Below are 19,852 nucleotides of genomic sequence, written 5' to 3'. Positions count from 1 at the left end.
GGGTCCCCTGATCATGTCTGCCTATCGGTCTCGGTTCGTGTCTGCGCCGAAGCGTGCCGGTCTGTGCGTCCTGCCCCTGGCTGCAGCCCTGGCGCTGAGCGCGGGGTGCGCGTCGCAACCGGATCGGGGTCCTGGCGTGCCCGACACGGCGCGGGCCGATGCGCCCCTCGGCCGCAGCACCGCACCGTCCAGCCCCAGGCTGACCCGGGGCGACTTTGCCGACCGTGCAGACGTCGAGCACTTCATCGACCGCATGCAGCGTCAGGGCTTCGACCGGGCCGAGCTGGTGGCGATGTTCTCCCAGGTGCGCCGCGATCCCTGGATCCTGGAGTACATGAACCGCCAATGGCGGCCGTCGCCGGGGCCGAACGGTGCCTGGACCCGCTATCGCGCCAAGCACATCAGCGACGACATGCTGGACCGCGGCCTGGCCTTCTGGCAGCGGCATGACGCGACACTGGAGCGTGCCGGACAAAAGTACGGCGTGCCGCCGGAGTACATCGTCGCCATCATCGGCATCGAGACCAAGTGGGGCGGCTACATGGGCCAGCACCGCATCATCGATGCGCTGTCCACGCTGGCGTTCGACTATCCCCGGCGTGCGGACTACTTCACCGACGAGCTGGAACAGTTCCTGATCATGGCGCGCAACGAGGGCAAGGACCCGTTCGCCTCTGTGGGCTCCTTTGCCGGCGCCATGGGCCTGGGCCAGTTCATGCCGTCCAGCTATCACAAGTATGCCGTCGACTTCGACCGCGACGGCCGGCGCGATCTGTGGGATCCGGAAGACGCCATCGGCAGTGTCGCGCACTACTTCGCCCGTCATGGTTGGCGGAGCGGCGAGCCGGTGGCAGCCCGGGCCGCCGGTGGCGCCGGGCTGCCGCAGGCGATGGAGACCGGCTTCAACAGCCGGTATTCCGTCGGCAGCCTGCAGTCGAAGGGGCTGCGGCCCGCGGTGGCCCTGCCGGCGGAGCAGCATGTGAGCCTGCTGCGACTGGATGCCGCCGGGGGCTACGAGTACTGGCTGGGGTTCGAGAATTTCTATGTCATCACCCGCTACAACCACAGCACCTACTACGCCATGAGCGTGCATCAGCTGGCGCAGGCGCTGCGTGCCCGCCGCGGCGGCTCGGTGCCCGCTGCCGGGCCGGCCCTGCGGATGACCCAGGCGGCGCCCCGGCAGGCGCCGGCCGGCTAACCCGGCGCGCCCATGGCTGCGGACAGCGGGCCGGCACTGGAGCGGATGCCGGTGGATCGGCTCAAGCGGGTCGGTCCGCGCATGCTTGAACGTCTGCAACGGCTGCGCATCCGCTCGGTGCAGGATCTGCTGTTCCATCTGCCCTATCGCTATCAGGATCGCAGCCGGCTGCACGCGTTGCGTGACCTGTGCGACGGCGACGAGGCCCTGGTGGAGGGGGTCGTCGCCGATGCGCAGATCAGCCAGGGGCGACGCCGGTCGCTGAAGGTCTGGCTGTGCGACGACGGCGGCAGCCTGATGCTGCGGTTCTTCCATTTCACGACGTCGCAGCTGGAGTCAATGGGGCCAGGGCAGTGCCTGCGCTGCTTCGGCGAGGTGCGCCAGGGACCCCAGTCGCTGGAGATGGTGCATCCAGAGGTGCAGCATCGCTTCGATGCCGGCACCGTGGCGGTGGGGCAGGCGATGACGCCGGTCTATCCGTCCACCGAGGGCATGCAGCAGGTCACCTGGCGCGGGCTCACGGATCAGGCCCTGGCGCTGCTGCGGCGCGACCCGCGGACCCTGCACGACTGGGTGCCGGCACAACTGCTCGCGCCGCTGCACCTGCCACCGCTGGGTGAGGCGCTGGTCTACCTGCACCGGCCGCCGCCGGAGGCCCCGCTGGAACAACTGGCCGAACGCGCCCATCCGGCCTTTCTGCGGCTGGCGTTCGAGGAGATGCTGGCCCACCAGCTGGCCCTGCGTCGCCTGCGCCGCGCCCGCCGGCGGTTGCGCGCACCGCCCCTGAACGTGCGCGGCGATCTGCGCCGGCAGCTGTTGCGCGGCCTGCCGTTCGGCCTCACCGGGGCGCAGCAACGGGTGCTAGACGAGATCGCCGCAGACCTGGGCCGTTCGGAACCCATGATGCGGCTGTTGCAGGGCGATGTGGGCTCCGGCAAGACCGTGGTGGCGGCCCTGGCGGCCCTGCAGGCGGTTGAGGCCGGCTTCCAGGCGGCCATCATGGCGCCGACGGAACTGCTGTCGGAGCAGCATCTGCGCAACCTGTCCCGCTGGCTTGCGCCGCTGGGGGTCTCGGTGGCCTGGCTGTCCGGCCGGCACAAGGGGGCCGAGCGCCGCGGCATCCTGGCGGACATCGCCGGCGGTGACGCGGCGGTGGTGGTGGGTACCCACGCGCTGTTCCAGGACGAGGTCCGCTTTCACCGGCTGGGCCTGGCCATGATCGACGAGCAGCACCGTTTCGGCGTGCATCAGCGCCTGCGCCTGCGCGGCAAGGGCGAGCAGGACGGCCTGACCCCGCATCAGCTGATCATGACCGCCACCCCCATCCCGCGCTCCCTGGCCATGGCGGTCTACGCCGACCTTGACCTGTCCGTCATCGACGAACTGCCCCCCGGGCGGACGCCCATCAGCACCGTTGCGGTGCCGGATACACGTCGCGACGAGGTCATCGAGCGCGTCCGCACCGCCTGCGCCGCGGGGCGTCAGGCCTACTGGGTCTGCACCCTGGTGGAGGAGTCCGAGGCGTTGCAGGCGCAGGCGGCGGAAGACACCGCCGCGGCGCTGCGCGAGAGTCTGCCGGAGCTCCGCGTCGGGCTGGTGCATGGGCGGATCAAGGCGGCGGACCGCGAGCCGGTGATGCAGGCCTTCGCCGCCGGCGAGCTGGATCTGCTGGTGGCTACCACCGTTATCGAGGTGGGCGTCGACGTGCCCAACGCCAGCCTGATGATCATCGAGAATCCGGAGCGGCTGGGCCTGGCCCAGTTGCACCAGTTGCGCGGGCGTGTCGGACGCGGCACCGTCCAGAGCTACTGCCTGCTGCTGTACCACCCGCCGCTGGGCGCCACCGCCAGGGAGCGTCTGGGCATCCTGCGCAAGGAGGTCAGCGGCTTCGCCATCGCCGATGCGGACCTGCGGCTGCGCGGCGCCGGCGAAGTGCTCGGCACCCGGCAGGCGGGCATGGCGCAGTTCCGGCTGGCGGATCCGCTGCGCGACCAGGCCCTGATGCAGGCCGCACAACAGGGCGCCGACCGGATGCTGGAACACTGGCCGGAGCACGTCGAGCCCCTGATCCACCGCTGGCTGGGCGAGCGCGAGGAGTGCGGACAGGTCTAGCCAAGCCCCGCACGCCGGCCCGAAGACCGGTGCGTTGCGGGTATAATCGTCGGCCGTTCCTGCTTTGGCTCGTGTTTTCGCATGGCATATCCTCCGTTGAAGGTCAGAACCACGGCCGCCCCCGGCTGGCGCGCGCGTCTGGTTGCCTATGTCCGGCTGGTACGTCTGAATCGACCCATCGGCATTTTCCTGCTCATGTGGCCGGCGTTGTGGGCGTTGTGGATTGCGGGCAATGGCCAGCCCGCCTGGACGGTGGCGGCCATCTTCGTCGCCGGCGTGGTGCTGATGCGCTCGGCCGGGTGCGCCATCAATGACTACGCCGACCGGGGCTTCGACGGCCATGTGCAGCGCACCGCCCAGCGGCCCCTGGCCCAGGGGCTGATCACGCCGGCCGAGGCGGTGGCGGTGTTCGTGGTGCTGAGCCTGGTGGCGTTCGCGCTGGTGCTGCTGCTCAACTGGCAGACCATTGCCATGTCCGTGGTCGCGGTGTCGCTGGCCTTCATCTATCCGTTCATGAAGCGCTACACCCACATGCCGCAGGTGTTTCTTGGGGCGGCCTTCGGCTGGGCGGTGCCCATGGCCTTCACCGCGCTGCAGGGCAGCGTGCCGCCGTGGGCCTGGGTGCTGTTTGCCAGCGCGGTGGTCTGGGCACTGATCTATGACACCCAGTATGCGATGGTGGACCGTGAGGACGATCTGAAGATCGGCATCAAGTCGACGGCAATACTGTTCGGTCGGTACGACCGTCTGGTCATCGGCCTGCTGCAGCTTGTGATGCTGGCCCTGTTGCTCCATGTGGGGCTTCAAGCCGGTCGTGGCTGGGCCTACCTGGGCGGTCTTGGTGTTGCGGCGGGGCTGTCGCTGTACCAGCAGTGGCTGATCCGGGATCGGGACCCCCAGCGTTGCTTCCAGGCCTTTCTCAACAACAACTACTTCGGCATGGCCGTGTTCATCGGCCTGGTGATCGATTATCTGCTCGATCCGGTCGTTTCGGGGTGATCCCGATCGGCCCCAGGATCGTCCCCAGGATCGGCCCCAGGATCGTCCCCCAGGATCGGCCCCAAATGGCCGGATCCGCTTGCCAGCAGACCCTTAGATGGAGATATGACCAGCATGACAGCACAGATCCGTTTTCCGCGCACACCCGCTACCTTGTCGGCAGGGCTGATCGGTGTCCTGATGTCCTTGGCCCTGTTGGTGACGACCGCCGCCACGGCGGCGACGCCGTCGGCCGCCGAGTTCGACGAGGGCATCGACTACCGCCGCGTGGAGCAGCCGGTGCGGGCCGAACCCGGCGCCGATGTGGAGGTGCTGGAGCTGTTCTGGTACGGCTGTCCGCACTGCTGGCATCTGGAGCCGCGTGTGCAGGCGTGGCTTGAGAACAAGCCCGCCGAGGCCACTTTCCGGCGCTTGCCGGCGGCGGCCGCGCCCCACTGGGCGCCCCATGCCAAGGCCTACTATGCGGCCGAGATGCTGGGTGAACTGGACCGTCTGCACGAGCCGCTGTTCCGGGCGATGCACGAAGAGCGGCGACGCCTGCAGACAGACGACGCGCTGATCGCCTTCGCCGCCGAGCAGGGCATCGACGAGGCCGCCTTCCGCAACGCCTACAACTCCTTCCCGGTGGACATGCAGGTGCGCAAGTCCGCCGATCTGGTGCGCCGCTACGGCGTCGACGGCGTGCCGGCCGTGGTGGTCAACGGCAAGTACGTCACCAGCGCGTCCCAGGCCGGCAGCAACGAGCGGATGTTCCAGGTGGTTGACTACCTTGTGGACCTGGAGGCCGGTGCCCCTGGGGCGGCCGCGCCCGAGTAAGGCCGGCTGTCCAAAGGCCCCTGTGGTTCCCTACGGCGCTGCGAGGGCGTCGTCTTCGACGATGGGTTTGGCGTCCGGGTTGGGATAGCGTTGCACCACCCAGGCCGGCAGCTTGGCCTGGTTGGCGTGGTACAGCGCATCGGACTCCACGATGATCAGGATCAGGATGGTGACCATCACCGGCAGGATACCGACGCCCACCACCAGCGCGATCACCGCCTCCTTCATCATGCCCAGGTAGACATGCCCGGCCCAGCCCAGGGCCATGACCACCAGCAGCAGCGATAGCATGACGATGAAGATGCGGCTGCGTCGGGCGCAGACCTGCCAGTGGCACATCACGTACCAGGGGTCACGGCGGATGGACTGGCGCGCCCGCCACAGGGTGTAACCCAGCAGGCTGAAGGAGATGGCCGGAATCACCGCCATGGCCCAGGGGAAGCTGCCGGCGATGCCACCCAGGGCCACCGCCAGCAGGATGTGATTGCCGATGAGGTTGGTCAGAAAGATCTCATGGGGCACATTGGCCTGCTTGATCTCGCGATCGGTCACTTCGAAGCGCATGGGCGGGATGGGGTCCGGGGGTGAAAAGGCCCGAGTATAGCCGATAAACGGCTGGCGGCTCGTTCAGCCCTGAGCGCAGACCGGGCATGCCGGGTCCGATGGCAGGCGCAGGCTGCGCCATTCCATGCGCAGTGCGTCGAGCAACAGCAGCCGGCCGTACAGCGGCTCGCCCAGGCCCGTCAGCACCTTGATCGCCTCGGTCGCCTGGATGCTGCCGATGATGCCCACCAGTGGTGCCAGCACGCCGTTTTGCGTGCAGGTCTCGTCCACCTGGCCGTCCAGCGGATACAGGCACTGGTAGCAGGGGCCGCCGCGGCGGCCGGAGAAGACCGCGACCTGGCCCTCGGTGCGAATGGCGGCACCGGACACCAGCGGGATGCCGGCCTGGAAGCAGGCGGCATTCACGGCGAAACGTGTGGCGAAGTTGTCGCTGCAGTCCAGGATCAGGTCCACCCCGTCCGCCAGCGCAGACAGTCGCCCGGCGTCCAGGCTGCCCTTGACCGGCTGCAGACGGACGTCCGGATTGAGTGCCGACAGGCTCCGGATGGCGGAGTCCACCTTGGTGCGGCCGATGCGGTCCGTGGTGTGCAGCAACTGGCGCTGCAGATTGGACAGGTCCACGGCGTCGAAGTCCGCCAGCAGCAGGTGGCCGACGCCGGCGGCGGCCAGATACATGGCCGCCGGCGAACCCAGCCCGCCGAGTCCCACCACCAGTACCCGGGCGTCCAGCAGCCGTTGCTGGGCATCGATGCCGAAGTCCGGCAGCATGATCTGGCGGCTGTAGCGCAGGAGCTGGTCGTCGTTCATCTGGATCAGCGTCCGCCTAGAGGTAACGGCGCCAGTGTTCCGGTCGGTGATCCCGGCAGCCGTGCTGCAGGGTCTGATAGCGTTTGGCAAAGACCCGCCGGGTGCAGTTGCTCTCGCCCTGCTTGCAGCCGCAGTTCTCGCGGAAGGTGTCTTCGGTGTAGTAGTGCAGCGCGCGCCGAATCCGGTAGACCATGCTGTTGTCCAGGTGCAGACCCAGTTCGTCCAGGGCCTCCTCGATCTCTTCCAGGCAGGTCAGCGTGAGGTCATAGGTCAGATCCAGCCGCAGCGGCGTCACCGCGTCGGTGTGCAGCACGCCGTCGACGCCGTCCAGGAATTCTGCCGCCGTGCGGGCATCGTTCCGCTCCGGATGCAGGTCCCGGAAGTGGATCTGGCGGTGCTTGATGCGATCGTCGTCGGCAATGTCCATGGCTACCGTATGCTAATGCGGCATGGGAAATAATCAAGTTTGCTGAGCCGCCAGCCGGCTCTGTGCGGGGTGTCAGGTCCGTCCGCTGGTGACGCGCTCGTGGCCGGCGAGGTCGCGCTGGGTGCGGATGTCGCGGAGGCCGGCGGCGTGCAGCAGCGCGCGGACCGATGGTCCCTGGTCCCAGCCGTGCTCCAGGGCGAGCCAGCCGCCAGGGCGCAGGCAGCGGGGGGCGTCGGCGACGATGCGGCGGATGGCGTCGAGTCCGTCGGCGCCGGCGGCCAGCGCAGTGATGGGCTCGTGCTGCAGGTCGCCCCGGGCCAGATGGGGGTCGTCAGCGCAGACATAGGGCGGGTTGCTGACGATGGCGTCCAGGCTGCGGGGGGCGATGGCGTCGAGCCAGTCGCCGCGTAACAGTTGCAGGTTGCCGAGACCGAGGCGGCGGGCGTTGTCCGCAGCGATGGCCAGCGCTGGGGCGGCGTGCTCGATGGCGATCAGGGTCCAGGCTGGGCGTTCCCGGGCCAGGGCACAGGCGACGGCGCCGGAGCCGGTGCCGAGGTCGACGCAGGTCAGGGCGGCATCGACGGGCAGGGCGGCCAGCGTTGCCTCCACCAGCCGTTCGGTGTCCGGACGGGGGACGAGCACGCCGGGACCGACCCGCAGGGTCAGGTCCCAGAATTCGCGCTGACCGAGGATGTAGGCCATCGGCTCGCCGCTGCTGCGTCGGGCGAGCAGGACCTGCAGCCGCCGGCGCTGGTCCGCGGCAAGCGTCCGCTCGGGCCAGGCCATGAGCGTGGTGCGGCTGATGCCGGCTGCCGCGCAGAGCAGCAGTTCGGCATCCAGCCGCGGGGATTCCGTCAGGCCAGCCAGTGCCTCACGGCAATGCGCCAGCGCCTCTGCAAGCGTCGTCATGGGGCGTTTTCTGCTGGACAGGCCCGTTCTAGACAAGGCATCGATATGGCACGATGGGTATCGTCGGACGGTGTGGCATGCCGCGGCGGGTGGCTTGCCTCAACTTCCCATCAGGTTCGCGAGTTGGTCCGCCTGATACTCCTGTCGCAGCGGCTCGGTGACCTGGTCCAGGTGGCCCAGCATGATCTCGTCGAGCTTGTACAGCGTGAGGTTGATGCGGTGATCGGTGAGCCGATTCTGCGGAAAGTTGTAGGTGCGGATGCGTTCGGAGCGGTCGCCGCTGCCCACCTGCAGCCGGCGTGACTGGCTCTGCTCGGCGGTCTGGGCATCGATGGCCTGGGACATGAGCCGGGCCTGCAGCAGCGACATGGCGCGGGCGCGGTTCTTGTGCTGGGAGCGCTCATCCTGGCACTCCACCACGATGCCGCTGGGCAGGTGGGTGATGCGCACCGCAGAGTCGGTCTTGTTGACATGCTGGCCGCCGGCCCCGGAGGCGCGATAGGTGTCCACGCGCAGATCGCCGGCGTCGATCTGGATCGCTTCCACCGCGTCCACCTCCGGCAGGATGGCCACGGTGCAGGCTGAGGTATGCACGCGCCCCTGGGACTCGGTCTCGGGCACGCGCTGCACCCGGTGGGTGCCGGACTCGAACTTCAGCCGCGCGTAGACACCGTTGCCGCTGATGCGGACCACCACCTCCTTGTAACCGCCCAGTTCGCCCTCGCTGGCGCTCATGATCTCGTGGCGCCAGCCCAGCGACTCGGCGTAGCGCAGGTACATGCGCAGCAGGTCGGCGGCGAACAGGGCGGCCTCGGCGCCGCCGGTGCCGGCGCGGACCTCGAGGTAGATGTTGCGCTGATCGTTTGGGTCGGACGGTAGCAGCAGTTGCAGCAACTGCGGCTCCAGGGCATCGCGGCGCTGCTCGGCGGCGCTGATCTCGTCGCGCGCCAGCTCGGCCATTTCCGGATCGGCCAGCAGCTCGTTGGCCGCGGCGATTTCCGCCTCGGTGTCGCGGTAGGCGTCGTACTGGCCGATCACCGGCTGCAGCTGGGCATACTCGCGGCCGAGGTCGCGAAACCGGTTCTGGTCGTTCTGCACCTCAGGGTCCGCCAGCAGGGCGGTGATTTCGCCGAAGCGGTCGGAGAGCCGTTCCAGCTTGTGGCGGATCGACGGGTTCATGGACACGCTATCAACCGGTGGCGTCCTGGCCGCTGCCGAGCTGGAAGAGTTCGTTGGCGGCGTCGAGCAGGTCCGACTGTCCCTCGCGGCCGGCCCGGCGCAGGCGCACGCTGGGGCTGTGCAGCAGCTTGTTGGTCAGGGTGTGGGCCAGCTGGCAGACGACCTCGTCCGCAGGCTTGCCGGCGGCCAGGTGGCGCTGGGCGCGTTCCACCATCTGATCGCGGATGCGCTCGGCGTTGGAGCGGTAGTCCTGGATCAGCGAGACGGCGTCGAGCGAGCGCACCCAGGCCATGAACTCCTCGGTGTGCACCTCGATGATCTCCATGGCCTGCTCCGAGGCCTGCTGGCGCGAGCGCATGCCTTCCTCGACCACGCCCTGCAGGTCGTCGACGGTGTACAGGTAGACGTCGTTCAGGTCGCCCACCTCGGGTTCGATGTCGCGCGGCACGGCGATGTCGACCATGAACACCGGGCGGTGACGGCGCTGCTTCAGCGCGCGCTCCACCACACCCTTGCCCAGCACCGGCAGCGGGCTGGCGGTGGAGGAGACGACGATGTCGGCCTCCGGCAGGTGACTGGCCAGTTCGGTCAGCGCGATGGCGTAGCCGTCGAACTGCTGCGCCACGTTGTGCGCGCGCTCGACGGTGCGGTTGGCAACGATGATGCGGCCAATGCCATGCTGGTGCAGATGGCGGGCGGCCAGCTCGATGGTCTCGCCGGCGCCGATCAGCAGGGCGGTCTGCTTGCTCAGGTCGCTGAAGATCTGCCGCGCCAGGCTGACGGCGGCGAAGGCGACCGAGACCGGGCTGCTGCCGATGGCGGTGTCGGTGCGCACCTGCTTGGCTACCGAGAAGGTGTGCTGGAACATGCGCCCGAGCATGCGCCCGGCGCTGCCGCTGTCGCAGGCGGTCTGGAAGGCGGCCTTGACCTGACCCAGGATCTGCGGCTCGCCCAGCACCATGGAGTCCAGCCCGCTGGCCACCCGCAACAGGTGTCGCACCGCCTCGCGGTCCTCGTGGGCGTACAGGTGCGGCGCGAACAGTTGCGGCTCGATGCCGTGAAAGCGCCCGAGCCAGTTGCGCAGGGCACCCTCGGTGTCGCGGCCGTCGATGGCGCAGTACATCTCGGTGCGGTTGCAGGTAGACAGGATCACCACCTCGTCCACCGGCGTCTGCTCGGTCAGGCCGCGCAGTGCGCCGACGATGACGTCGGGGCCGAAGGTGAGCCGCTCGCGGATGTCCACCGGGGCGGTCTTGTGATTCAGGCCAAGGGTCAAGATGGTCATGGAGCTGTTCGGAGTGCTAGCCGATCGCAGGCGGCCATGGCCTGGCGCCTTGCTGCTGGTGTATTTGTCCGGGATATGGGGGCGCGGGCCCCGTTCCGGGGGATGGAACTGCGCTAGTATACTGCGATCAAACCGACGTAACGGCTGATCGCGATCAACTGCCCGGAGACACGAATATTACAATGTCGACACCTCGATTGGGGGCCTTTTTTACCGCGCTGTTGCTGACGGCACCAGCGCAATCCGGCGCGCCGGTCTCGGCAGAACCCGCTGCCACAGCGCCGGATGAGCTGAACGCGGAGCTGGTCTACGACGTACTGGTGGGCGAGGTGGCGCTGCAGCGCGGCGCGCACCACGCGGCGTTCCGCCACTACCTGAGCGCCGCCACCCAGGCGCGGGATCCCGGACTGGCGGAACTGGCCGCCGCGGCGGCGCTGGGGGCCGATGACGCCGACGCCGCCCTGCAGGCCACCCGCCTCTGGATCGAGCTGGAACCGCTCGCCACCAAGGCGCGGCAGATTCGTGCCTACGCCCAGCTCGACCGCGGCGACCGCAGCGGCGCGCTGGACGAGCTGCGCAGGCTGCTCGATCTGCTGCCGGATCCGGCTCACCGCTACATGCAGGTGGCGCAGCTGCTGACCCGGGTGGCCGAGCCGGCGGAACGCCTGTCGATGATGCGGGAGCTGCTGGCCGGGCGTGACGACGACGCCGATGCCCAGCAGGCCCTGGCCATGCTCGCCGCCGCTGCAGACCAGCCGGATGCGGCGCGGGCCTACGCCGAGCGCGCCGCGTTGCTGCGACCCGACTGGAACGATCCGCGGATGTTCCAGGTGCGCCTGCTGGCCACCGAGCAACGGCGCGATGATGCCCTGGCGCTGCTGCAGCAGTACCTGGCGGCGGACCCGGACGACCAGGAACTGCGGCTGATGCTGGCCCAGTTCCACGTCGATGCCGAGCGCTATGCGGAGGCACTGACGGAATTCTCGCGCGTGCTGGAGGCCGATCCGGCGCAGCCGGACGTGCTGCTGGCCGCGGCAGTGCTGGCGGCGGAACTGGATGCGCTGGCACAGGCGCGGGACTACCTGAACCGCCTGCACGCCTTCGCCGGTCGCGCGGACGACGCCGCCTACCTGCTGGGGCAGGTCGAGGAGCAGGCCGAGAACCCTCAGCAGGCCATGGACTGGTACCGTCAGGTCCGCGGCGAGAACCTCAGCAGCGCCCAGATCCGGCTGGCGGGGCTGCATGCCCAGCAGGGCGAGGTCAAGCGTGCGCGCGAGATCCTGCAGCGGTTGCGGGACCAGTCCCCCGCCGATGCCATCACGTTGTACCTGATCGAGGGCGATCTGCTCAGCGAGCACGGGCTGGATGAGCAGGCGATCGCGGTCTACGGCGATGCGCTCAAGGCGCATCCGGAAAACGCTGATCTGCTCTACGGCCGCGCCATGCTCGCCGTCGGCATGGACCGTGTAGACCTGCTGGAGCGTGATCTGCGCCGCATCCTGGTGGCCGATCCGGATCATGTGGACGCGCTCAATGCCCTGGGCTACACCCTGGCGGACCGGACCGACCGGCTGGACGAGGCCCTGAGCCTGGTGGAGCGTGCCCTGCAGTTGAGCCCGGACGAGCCAGCGATCCTCGACAGCATGGGCTGGGTGCGCTATCGCATGGGCGATGCCACCGGGGCGGAGCCCTACCTGCGCAAGGCGCTGGACAGCGTGTTCGATGCCGAGATCGCCGCGCATCTAGGCGAGGTGCTCTGGACCCTTGACCGCCGCGACGAGGCCCGTGCCATCTGGGAGCGCGCCCTGTCGGAGTACCCGACGCATGAATACCTGCTGAAGGTGCTTGGCCGCCATCGCTTCACCCAGTCGGAGCCCTGACATGCTGCCTGAAATGCTGGCGCAACCCGCTGCGGACGGCGCCTGGCTGGCGCCGGCCAAGCTCAACCTGATGCTCAAGGTGGTGGGCCGGCGCGCGGACGGCTACCACCTGCTGCAGACCGTGTTCCAGTTCATCGACCGCTGCGATCGGCTGCATTTTCAGCTGCGGGCGGATGGTCGGGTGCAACGCGGACGCGGCGCCCTGGGCATCGATCCGGCGCAGGACCTGGTGGTGCGGGCGGCGCTGGCGCTGAAGGCCCGCACCGGCTGCGATGCCGGCGTCGACATCGACGTCGACAAATGTCTGCCCATGGGCGGCGGCCTCGGCGGCGGCAGCTCGAATGCCGCCACCACGCTGCTGGCGCTGAACCAGCTCTGGGGCCTGGGTCTGACGCAGGACCAGCTGGCGGAGATCGGCCTGGGGCTCGGCGCCGATGTGCCGGTGTTCGTGCGCGGCCAGGCGGCTTGGGCGGAAGGCGTCGGCGAACGCCTCACGCCGGTGACCATGCCCGAGCCCTGGTACCTGGTGCTGACACCGCCCACGGCGGTGGCGACGGCGGCGGTCTTCGCCGACCCGGCGTTGACACGCAACTCGCCTCCAGTCAAAATGGCGGACTTTATCGAGGGAGATGAGGCGAACGACTGCCTGCCGGTGGTACTGGATCACTACCCGTCGGTCGCAGAGGCCTTCCACTGGCTCGAGCAGCAGGCCTCGGCTCAGGGCAGCAAGGCACGGCTGACCGGCACCGGCGGTTGCGTCTTCGCCGCCTTCAGTACTGCGCAGGAGGCACAGCAGGTCGCCGCCGATGCACCGGCACCGTGGAACGCCTTCGTTGCCCGGGGCCGGAACCGGTCGCCGCTGTTCGGGCCGGCCTAGTTCGATCTTGCAGGATCTCGGTCGGATTGCGCTGGGTCCAACTGGGTTCGACCTGGCCTGAGAAAGACCGGCACAACGCGGCACGGTCGCCTGCCGGGTCTCCCTGCCAGAGTTTTTTGGGGCGTCGCCAAGCGGTAAGGCACTGGGTTTTGATCCCAGCATTCCCAGGTTCGAATCCTGGCGCCCCAGCCATTCATCGTCGTCATCACCCCACCGCCGCCACCAGCCGTACCCAGCTGACGAGAGGAAGACCCGTGCCCGCCAGTCACATGATGGTGTTCTCCGGCAACGCGAATCCCGATCTGGCCGCCGAGATCGCCGGGCATCTTAGCATTCCGCTCGGCAAGGCCGTCGTCGGCCAGTTCAGCGACGGCGAGGTCATGACGGAGATCCAGGAGAATGTGCGCGGGCGCGACATCTTCGTGCTGCAGCCCACCTGCGAGCCCACCAACGACAACCTGATGGAACTGCTGGTGATGATCGATGCCCTGCGCTGGGCGTCGGCCAAGCGGGTCACGGCGGTGATTCCGTATTTCGGCTACGCCCGGCAGGATCGCCGGCCCCGTTCGGCGCGGGTGCCCATCACCGCGCGGCTGGTGGCCAAGATGATCGGCTCGGCGGGGGCTGACCGCGTGCTGACCATGGACCTGCACGCGGACCAGATCCAGGGCTTCTTCGACATCCCGGTGGACAATGTCTACGCCTCGCCCATCCTGCTGGGCGACATCTGGCGGCGCAAGTATCCCGGTCTCATGGTCGTGTCGCCGGACGTCGGCGGCGTGGTGCGGGCGCGTGCTCTGGCCAAGCGTCTGGACGACGCGGACCTGGCCATCATCGACAAGCGCCGGCCGCGGCCGAACGAGGCCCGGGTAATGAACATCATCGGTGACGTGCGCGGCCGCTCCTGCGTGCTGGTGGATGACCTGGTGGACACTGCCGGTACCCTCTGTCAGGCCGCCGCGGCGTTGAAGGACCACGGCGCCGCTCGGGTGGTGGCCTACTGCACCCATCCGGTGCTGTCGGGTCCGGCCGTCAGCAACATCGCCGGCTCCATGCTGGACGAACTGGTGGTAACCAACACCATCCCGCTGCAGGCCGAGGCCGCCGCCTGCCCGAAGATACGGCAGCTGAGCATCGGCGAACTGCTGGCGGAGACCATGCGGCGGGTGTCCAACGAGGAATCCGTCAGCTCGCTGTTCGTCGACTGATGCCGGCTGGCGTCGTCCGGGCATTCCGCTCGTCCCGAGTGGGGCAGAGGGCTATCAATGAACCGCCCGACTGGATGAGATCCATCCGGTCAGGCATCCGCCGGCCCCGGACGGGGCCGGCTTTTTGTGTCGGCTGCCTGGTCGCGGGTCGCCGACACCTGAGTTTTTCACGGAGTAATGCCAATGAGTGAGACATTCGAAGTCATCGCCCAGGCCCGGACCGACGAGGGGAAAGGTGCGAGCCGCCGCCTGCGTCGTCAGGGACTGGTTCCGGGGATCGTCTATGGCGGACACAAGGAGCCGCAGATGATCACCCTGGTCCACAACGATCTGCTGCGCCACCTGGAGCACGAGGCCTTCTACTCCTCGCTGCTGGACCTGAAGATCGACAACGAGGCGTCCAAGGTGGTGCTGAAGGACCTGCAGCGCCATCCGGCGAAGCCGTTCGTGCTGCATGCGGATTTCCAGCGCGTCAGCATGGCGGAGAAGCTCAAGTTGACGGTGCCGGTGCACTTCGAGAACGAGGCCACCGCCAAGGGCGTCAAGCTGGGCGGCAAGGTGTCGCATAACATCACCGAGATCGAGGTCACCTGTCTGCCCGCGGACCTGCCCGAGTTCATCGTCGTGGACATGGCAGACATGGATGTCGGTGACATCATCCACGTGTCCGAGCTGAATCTGCCGGCCGGGGTCGAGCTGACCCACGCGGTGGAGCCGGAAACCCCGGTGGTCATGATCCACGCGGGTTACGGTGGTGCCACCGAAGAGGGCGAGGAAGGCGAAGAGGGCGGCGAGGGCGAAACCCCCGCCTGATGTCTGTGGGCGGTCTGCGTACCGCCTTCAGGTCGTCTTCGCACCGTCGACCGGCGGCCGATTGCCCGCGTCAATCCCCGGATTGTCGCGGGCTTTTCGTTTGTGGAGGGACAGGACCTTGTCAGAGAGCGGAATCCGGCTGATCGTCGGGCTCGGCAATCCGGGGCCGGACTATGCGCACACCCGGCACAATGCCGGTTTTTGGCTGCTGGACCGGCTGGCGGCCAGCCATCAGGGGCAGTTCCGGGCGGAGTCGAAGTTTCACGGCATGCTGGCACGCATCACCGTGGCCGGGCAGGATCTGCGGTTGCTGAAACCCACCACCTACATGAATCACAGCGGCCGTGCGGTGGTCGCGGTGGCGCGCTATTTCGACGTGCCCGTCCAGCAGATCCTGGTGGCCTACGACGAACTGGACCTGCCTGCGGGTCGGGTCAAGCTCAAGCGCGGCGGCGGTCATGCCGGCCACAACGGCATGCGCGACACCATTGCCGCCCTGGGCAGCCCGGACTTCTGGCGTCTGCGCATCGGAATCGATCATCCTGGCCATAAGGACCGGGTGATCAATTATGTGCTCGGGCGGCCGTCGAAGGAGGATGCAGCGGCGATCCTTGATGCCATCGACGACGCGGAGCGGGGTGTGCCGGAACTGGCCGCGGGCAAGTTCCAGCTGGCCATGAACCGGCTTCACTCGGCGATGCCGTGACCTGCCGATGGGGCATGAAAAAAGCCGCCCGTGGGCGGCTTGTTCGTGCATCAGGCGTCACAGCCTAGTCGAACAGCCAGGCGAAGCTGACGCCGACCTCGTACTGATGCATGCGGATCTCCGGTGCCTGGTCGCCGGTGAATGCCCCCGGACCGCTGACGCTGTTCTCCGGGGCGTACATGCCCCAGAAGCCAATCTCGTAGTTGTCGCGCAGGGCGTAGGAGGCGCCGATGGTCCAGTGTTCCTCGATCACCGCCGGGGCCAGGGTGTTGAATGCCACCTGGCTGCCGTCGATGGGGTTGTCACCATAGCTGTAACCGGCGCGCAGCGTGAGCTTGTCATTCACCTCGTACTGCACGCCGAGCTTCAGGATGGTCATGTCGTCCCAGCCGAAGCCGGCACCGCGGGAGCCGCCGAGGCAGTAGCGGGAGTCGTAGATGCTGCCGGGGGCGCTGGGCATGCCGAAGGCGGCGTTGAGGTCGCACTTCTGCGCCAGATCGTTCTCGTTGGCGATGGCGTCGACATCGCCGTACCAGATGTGCTGTACGTCCAGGGCGAAGGTGAGCTGATCGGTGGCGCGGAAGGCGGCGCCGATGTTACCGACGGCAGGGATGTCGAAGTCACCACCCTCCGCCAGCAGGTCGGAGTATTCGTCGAACTTCTCCATGTACATCTTGGTCCGGTAGGATGCGCCCAGGCTCAGCCGCGGATGCACGTCCCAGATGCCGCCCACCTGAAAGCCGAAGCCCCAGGAGGACGACTTGCCGTTGTCGCTCAGGTCGGTCGGCGACACCGCCGCCATGCCTCCATTGGCGAGCATGCTCTGGGTGAAGGTCTGGGTGAAGCCCTGGAAGGCGCCCACGCCCTTGACCTCGATCGTCTGGTAGGCGACCAGGAAGCTGGCGCCCAGGGACAGGGTATCGGACAGGTCGCGGGCATAGCCGATGCTGAGCCCGAGCTGCTCCAGGTTGACGCCGGCGTTGCCGGCGCCCTGGGCGCTGGTGCCCGGGATCTGGGGGGGGTTGTATTGCGGGTTGTTGCCGCCGAAGGTGCCCAGATGGCCGACACCGGGGTAGATCATGGTGTCCCTGGCGCGGTAGTCGGTGTTCATGCCGCCGTTGCCGAACAGGGCGACGCCCACCGCGCTGCGGTCATCGATCGGGTGAGTGTAGCCCAGGCCTGGGATCAGGAAATCGGTATTCTCGCTCTCCACCGTGCCTGTGCCGTCCGCCCCGGAACCGATGGGGGCTAAGGCCCCCCGCACTGGGTCGGGGGTCAGGCCGTCGTACTCGCGCTGCGGGCTGAACCAGGACACGCCGATGTCGGCGCGGCGGCCGACCCGGGTCAGACCCGCCGGGTTGCCGATCAGGGACAGGCTGTCCTGGGGCAGGGCGGCGGCGCCGGCGCCGGCCATGCCCTTGGTGGCGGGTGAATACGAATGCGACATGTAGCCGTTGGTGGCCTGGGCGACGGGGACAACGGCGGCGGACGCGATGGCGACGGCAGCCGCCAGTGACTTGACTCTCATTGAAACCACTCCTCGTGAACTCTCGCTGGCCCCGGTCGGCGCCAGATCGACGGCATTCGGACCCGGGCGGGCCCGCTGTTATATTTGTGAAACAATTTGCCGGGCATGGTACGCGAGGATTGGGAATTGTCAATCCGCATTCGCTCCGGAGGGGCGCCGAAAAACACGGCGCCCCAAGGTGTTGTATGACGGCAACGCCGCGGCTGTCAGCGCCCCGTGGCCGGCACCGGGCGCCGGCCGATGGAGACATAGTCCAGCCCCGCGGCCGCGACCTGAGCGGGGTCGTAGATGTTGCGGCCGTCGAAGACCACCGGGGTGCCGAGCTTGGCCTTGATGGCGTCGAAGTCCGGGCTGCGGAACTGCGCCCATTCGGTGACGATTGCGAGGGCGTCCGCGCCGTCCAGGGCGGCCATCTGCTCGTCCACCAGGGTCAGATCCTCGCGCTCGCCGTAGATGCGTCGGGTCTCCTCCGCGGCCACCGGATCATAGGCGCGCACGCGGGCGCCGGCGGCCCACAGCTGTTCCATCAGGCGCCGGCTGGAGGCCTCGCGCATGTCATCGGTGTTCGGCTTGAAGGCGAGGCCCCAGAGCGCGATGGTCCTGCCCGCCAGCGCGCCGTCGAAACGGGCGTCGATCTTGCGAAACAGCACGTCCTTCTGCCGGTCGTTGACCGCTTCCACGGCCTGCAGCAGATCGGGTCGGTAGTCGATGCCTTGCGCCGTGCGCTCCAGGGCGCGCACGTCCTTGGGGAAGCAGGAGCCGCCGTAACCGCAGCCGGGATAGATGAACTGGTAGCCGATGCGGGGGTCGGAGCCGATGCCGAGGCGCACCTGTTCGATGTCGGCGCCGACGGCCTCGGCGATGTTCGACAGCTCGTTCATGAAGCTGATCTTGGTGGCGAGCATGGCGTTGGCGGCGTACTTGGTCAGCTCCGCCGAACGGATGTCCATCACCATCACGCGATCGTGGTTGCGGTTGAAGGGCGCGTACAGGGCGCGCAGCAGTTCACCGGTGCGGGGGTTATCGGTGCCCACGACGACGCGATCCGGTCGCATGAAGTCCTCGATGGCGGCGCCCTCTTTGAGGAACTCCGGATTGGAGACGACGTCCACCTCGTGCTGGGTGCCGCGGGCCGCCTGGGCCTCGCGAATGGTCTCGGCCACGCGATCGGCGGTGCCCACCGGCACCGTCGACTTGTCCACGACGATCCTGTAGCCATTGATGTGCTCGCCGATGGTGCGGGCGACGCCCAGTACATGCCGCAGATCGGCGGAGCCGTCCTCGTCCGGCGGCGTACCCACTGCGATGAACTGGAACAGTCCATGGGCGATGCCTTGGGCCGGATCGGTGGTGAAGGCGAGTCGGCCGGCCGCCCGGTTCTTGCGGATCAGGTCCTCGAGCCCGGGCTCATAGATTGGTACGCCGTCGTTGTTCAGGATGTCGATCTTGCGCTGGTCGACATCGACGCACAGCACATGGTTGCCGACCTCGGCCAGGCAGGCGCCCGTGACCAGACCGACATAACCGCTACCGAAGATCGTCACGTTCATGGTTAGGTTCCCGTATCTTGAGGATGGGATTGGGGTCGGCAGTCAGGCCCGGAGGGCATCGGTCTGCGCATATCCGGCGGGCCAACCGTTGTCGAAAGGCCGTGGATGGTAGCAGAAAAGTTCGTTTGCGCCGGCAACGGATGTCACCTTGCCGGCAGACGTCGACGAGGCCCTGGTGCGATGCGGGTAGCCGATCCGGGAGGATGGCCGGACGGTCGGGGCGTGAACGGGAAGCATGCGAAAAAAATGCCGGATTCGGGCGTTGACGCAGGGCCGGGCGAGATGTACTATGCGCAGCTCGGCACATCGGAGGGGTTCCCGAGCGGTCAAAGGGATCAGACTGTAAATCTGACGGCTCAGCCTTCGGAGGTTCGAATCCTCCCCCCTCCACCAAATCGAGAGAGTAGCCATCGGCGGGGTGTGCGGTCATTGCAGGGCGAGCCCTGCATCGCACGCGCCGGATAGGCAGCATCCCTGAGCAGTCGGGTGTCCCCGGCGGGCTTGGGGTTGCCGAAGCCGCTGGGCTTGCGGGTGTAGTTCAATGGTAGAACCTCAGCCTTCCAAGCTGATGGTGTGGGTTCGATTCCCATCACCCGCTCCATCAGGTACGGATCGGCGACGGTTTCGGCCTGGCCGGCATCGTACCCTGGTTGGTGAGGTCGGGTGCAATGTGCAGCCCGAAGAGATGTGCAAGTAAGATAGCTTGGCCCATGTAGCTCAGTTGGTAGAGCACACCCTTGGTAAGGGTGAGGTCACCGGTTCAACTCCGGTCATGGGCTCCATACAGGTCGTGCATCGGGTCTGCGGGCCCGATCGCCATCGTCGCGAAGTGCCTATTTCCGAGCCCGGTCATACGCCCGGTTTCGGGCAAGACAGTCGCGGTCAAAGGCTTCAGGTATCAGGCGGAGAAAGAGTCGATGTCCAAAGCAAAGTTCGAGCGCAAGAAGCCCCACGTCAATGTCGGCACCATTGGTCACGTCGACCATGGCAAGAC

General features: G+C 67.8%; 17 protein-coding genes and 4 tRNA genes. 13 read left to right on the top strand and 8 right to left on the bottom strand.

Annotated elements, in window-relative coordinates; genetic code table 11:
- Positions 1-13 precede the first annotated feature (13 nt).
- The 4 genes from mltB to F2Q65_RS16195 all read left to right on the top strand — a co-directional run bounded on the left by mltB (position 14) and on the right by F2Q65_RS16195 (position 5,125).
- Positions 14-1,198, top strand: a complete 1,185-nt coding sequence (mltB, locus tag F2Q65_RS16210; RefSeq protein ID WP_150094455.1) for a lytic murein transglycosylase B — start codon at positions 14-16, stop codon at positions 1,196-1,198.
- 12 nt (positions 1,199-1,210) lie between these two features.
- The gene (gene recG, locus F2Q65_RS16205) at positions 1,211-3,310 is read left to right on the top strand and encodes an ATP-dependent DNA helicase RecG (RefSeq protein WP_150094454.1); all 2,100 of its coding nucleotides are present in this window, start codon (positions 1,211-1,213) and stop codon (positions 3,308-3,310) included.
- Between the two features lie 81 nt (positions 3,311-3,391).
- On the top strand, positions 3,392-4,309 hold the full coding sequence (gene ubiA / locus F2Q65_RS16200) for a 4-hydroxybenzoate octaprenyltransferase (protein ID WP_150094453.1): 918 nt from the start codon (positions 3,392-3,394) through the stop codon (positions 4,307-4,309).
- A 114-nt stretch (positions 4,310-4,423) separates the two neighbouring features.
- Positions 4,424-5,125: a thiol:disulfide interchange protein DsbA/DsbL gene (locus F2Q65_RS16195; protein ID WP_246156284.1), complete on the top strand. Its 702-nt coding sequence runs from the start codon at positions 4,424-4,426 to the stop codon at positions 5,123-5,125.
- A 30-nt stretch (positions 5,126-5,155) separates the two neighbouring features.
- Here the strand turns inward: F2Q65_RS16195 and F2Q65_RS16190 are convergent, their stop codons facing one another.
- The 6 genes from F2Q65_RS16190 to hemA all read right to left on the bottom strand — a co-directional run bounded on the left by F2Q65_RS16190 (position 5,156) and on the right by hemA (position 10,296).
- The gene (locus tag F2Q65_RS16190; protein ID WP_150094452.1) at positions 5,156-5,689 is read right to left on the bottom strand and encodes a hypothetical protein; all 534 of its coding nucleotides are present in this window, start codon (positions 5,687-5,689) and stop codon (positions 5,156-5,158) included.
- Between the two features lie 63 nt (positions 5,690-5,752).
- On the bottom strand, positions 5,753-6,496 hold the full coding sequence (locus F2Q65_RS16185) for a HesA/MoeB/ThiF family protein (protein ID WP_150094451.1): 744 nt from the start codon (positions 6,494-6,496) through the stop codon (positions 5,753-5,755).
- Between the two features lie 16 nt (positions 6,497-6,512).
- Positions 6,513-6,923, bottom strand: a complete 411-nt coding sequence (locus F2Q65_RS16180; RefSeq protein ID WP_150094450.1) for a hypothetical protein — start codon at positions 6,921-6,923, stop codon at positions 6,513-6,515.
- Between the two features lie 72 nt (positions 6,924-6,995).
- Positions 6,996-7,832 (bottom strand): peptide chain release factor N(5)-glutamine methyltransferase, encoded by an 837-nt coding sequence (gene prmC / locus F2Q65_RS16175; protein ID WP_150094449.1) that lies wholly within the window; start codon positions 7,830-7,832, stop codon positions 6,996-6,998.
- Between the two features lie 99 nt (positions 7,833-7,931).
- A complete protein-coding gene (gene prfA, locus F2Q65_RS16170) occupies positions 7,932-9,011 on the bottom strand; it encodes a peptide chain release factor 1 (RefSeq protein WP_150094448.1) in 1,080 nt (359 codons plus the stop codon).
- A gap of 10 nt (positions 9,012-9,021) precedes the next feature.
- Positions 9,022-10,296: a glutamyl-tRNA reductase gene (gene hemA / locus F2Q65_RS16165; protein ID WP_150094447.1), complete on the bottom strand. Its 1,275-nt coding sequence runs from the start codon at positions 10,294-10,296 to the stop codon at positions 9,022-9,024.
- 182 nt (positions 10,297-10,478) lie between these two features.
- Here hemA and F2Q65_RS16160 point away from each other — a divergent pair, with 182 nt between their 5' ends.
- The 6 genes from F2Q65_RS16160 (at position 10,479) to pth (ending at position 15,780) form a co-directional block, all read left to right on the top strand.
- Positions 10,479-12,176 (top strand): tetratricopeptide repeat protein, encoded by a 1,698-nt coding sequence (locus F2Q65_RS16160; protein ID WP_150094446.1) that lies wholly within the window; start codon positions 10,479-10,481, stop codon positions 12,174-12,176.
- Position 12,177: 1 nt separating this feature from the next.
- Positions 12,178-13,053 (top strand): 4-(cytidine 5'-diphospho)-2-C-methyl-D-erythritol kinase, encoded by an 876-nt coding sequence (gene ispE / locus F2Q65_RS16155; RefSeq protein WP_150094445.1) that lies wholly within the window; start codon positions 12,178-12,180, stop codon positions 13,051-13,053.
- 117 nt (positions 13,054-13,170) lie between these two features.
- A tRNA-Gln gene (locus F2Q65_RS16150) sits at positions 13,171-13,245 on the top strand.
- 62 nt (positions 13,246-13,307) lie between these two features.
- Complete coding sequence (locus tag F2Q65_RS16145) at positions 13,308-14,261, top strand: ribose-phosphate diphosphokinase (RefSeq protein ID WP_150094444.1); 954 nt, start codon at positions 13,308-13,310, stop codon at positions 14,259-14,261.
- Positions 14,262-14,444: 183 nt separating this feature from the next.
- The gene (locus tag F2Q65_RS16140; protein WP_150094443.1) at positions 14,445-15,074 is read left to right on the top strand and encodes a 50S ribosomal protein L25/general stress protein Ctc; all 630 of its coding nucleotides are present in this window, start codon (positions 14,445-14,447) and stop codon (positions 15,072-15,074) included.
- A 118-nt stretch (positions 15,075-15,192) separates the two neighbouring features.
- A complete protein-coding gene (gene pth / locus F2Q65_RS16135; RefSeq protein WP_150094442.1) occupies positions 15,193-15,780 on the top strand; it encodes an aminoacyl-tRNA hydrolase in 588 nt (195 codons plus the stop codon).
- Between the two features lie 64 nt (positions 15,781-15,844).
- Here the strand turns inward: pth and F2Q65_RS16130 are convergent, their stop codons facing one another.
- Positions 15,845-17,308 (bottom strand): OmpP1/FadL family transporter, encoded by a 1,464-nt coding sequence (locus F2Q65_RS16130; protein WP_150094441.1) that lies wholly within the window; start codon positions 17,306-17,308, stop codon positions 15,845-15,847.
- 206 nt (positions 17,309-17,514) lie between these two features.
- Positions 17,515-18,858, bottom strand: a complete 1,344-nt coding sequence (locus F2Q65_RS16125) for a UDP-glucose dehydrogenase family protein (protein WP_150094440.1) — start codon at positions 18,856-18,858, stop codon at positions 17,515-17,517.
- 308 nt (positions 18,859-19,166) lie between these two features.
- On the opposite strand from F2Q65_RS16125, the gene F2Q65_RS16120 reads away from it, so the two are divergent.
- The 3 genes from F2Q65_RS16120 (at position 19,167) to F2Q65_RS16110 (ending at position 19,640) form a co-directional block, all read left to right on the top strand.
- Positions 19,167-19,251 (top strand) — tRNA-Tyr (locus F2Q65_RS16120).
- 134 nt (positions 19,252-19,385) lie between these two features.
- Positions 19,386-19,459: transfer RNA gene (locus F2Q65_RS16115), tRNA-Gly, on the top strand.
- 105 nt (positions 19,460-19,564) lie between these two features.
- Positions 19,565-19,640 (top strand) — tRNA-Thr (locus F2Q65_RS16110).
- Positions 19,641-19,852: the final 212 nt, after the last annotated feature.

The organism is Thiohalocapsa marina, from assembly GCF_008632335.1.
GTDB lineage: Bacteria > Pseudomonadota > Gammaproteobacteria > Chromatiales > Chromatiaceae > Thiohalocapsa > Thiohalocapsa marina.
Note: the sequence above shows the minus strand (reverse complement) of the source record. Positions and strands in the feature narration are given on the sequence as shown.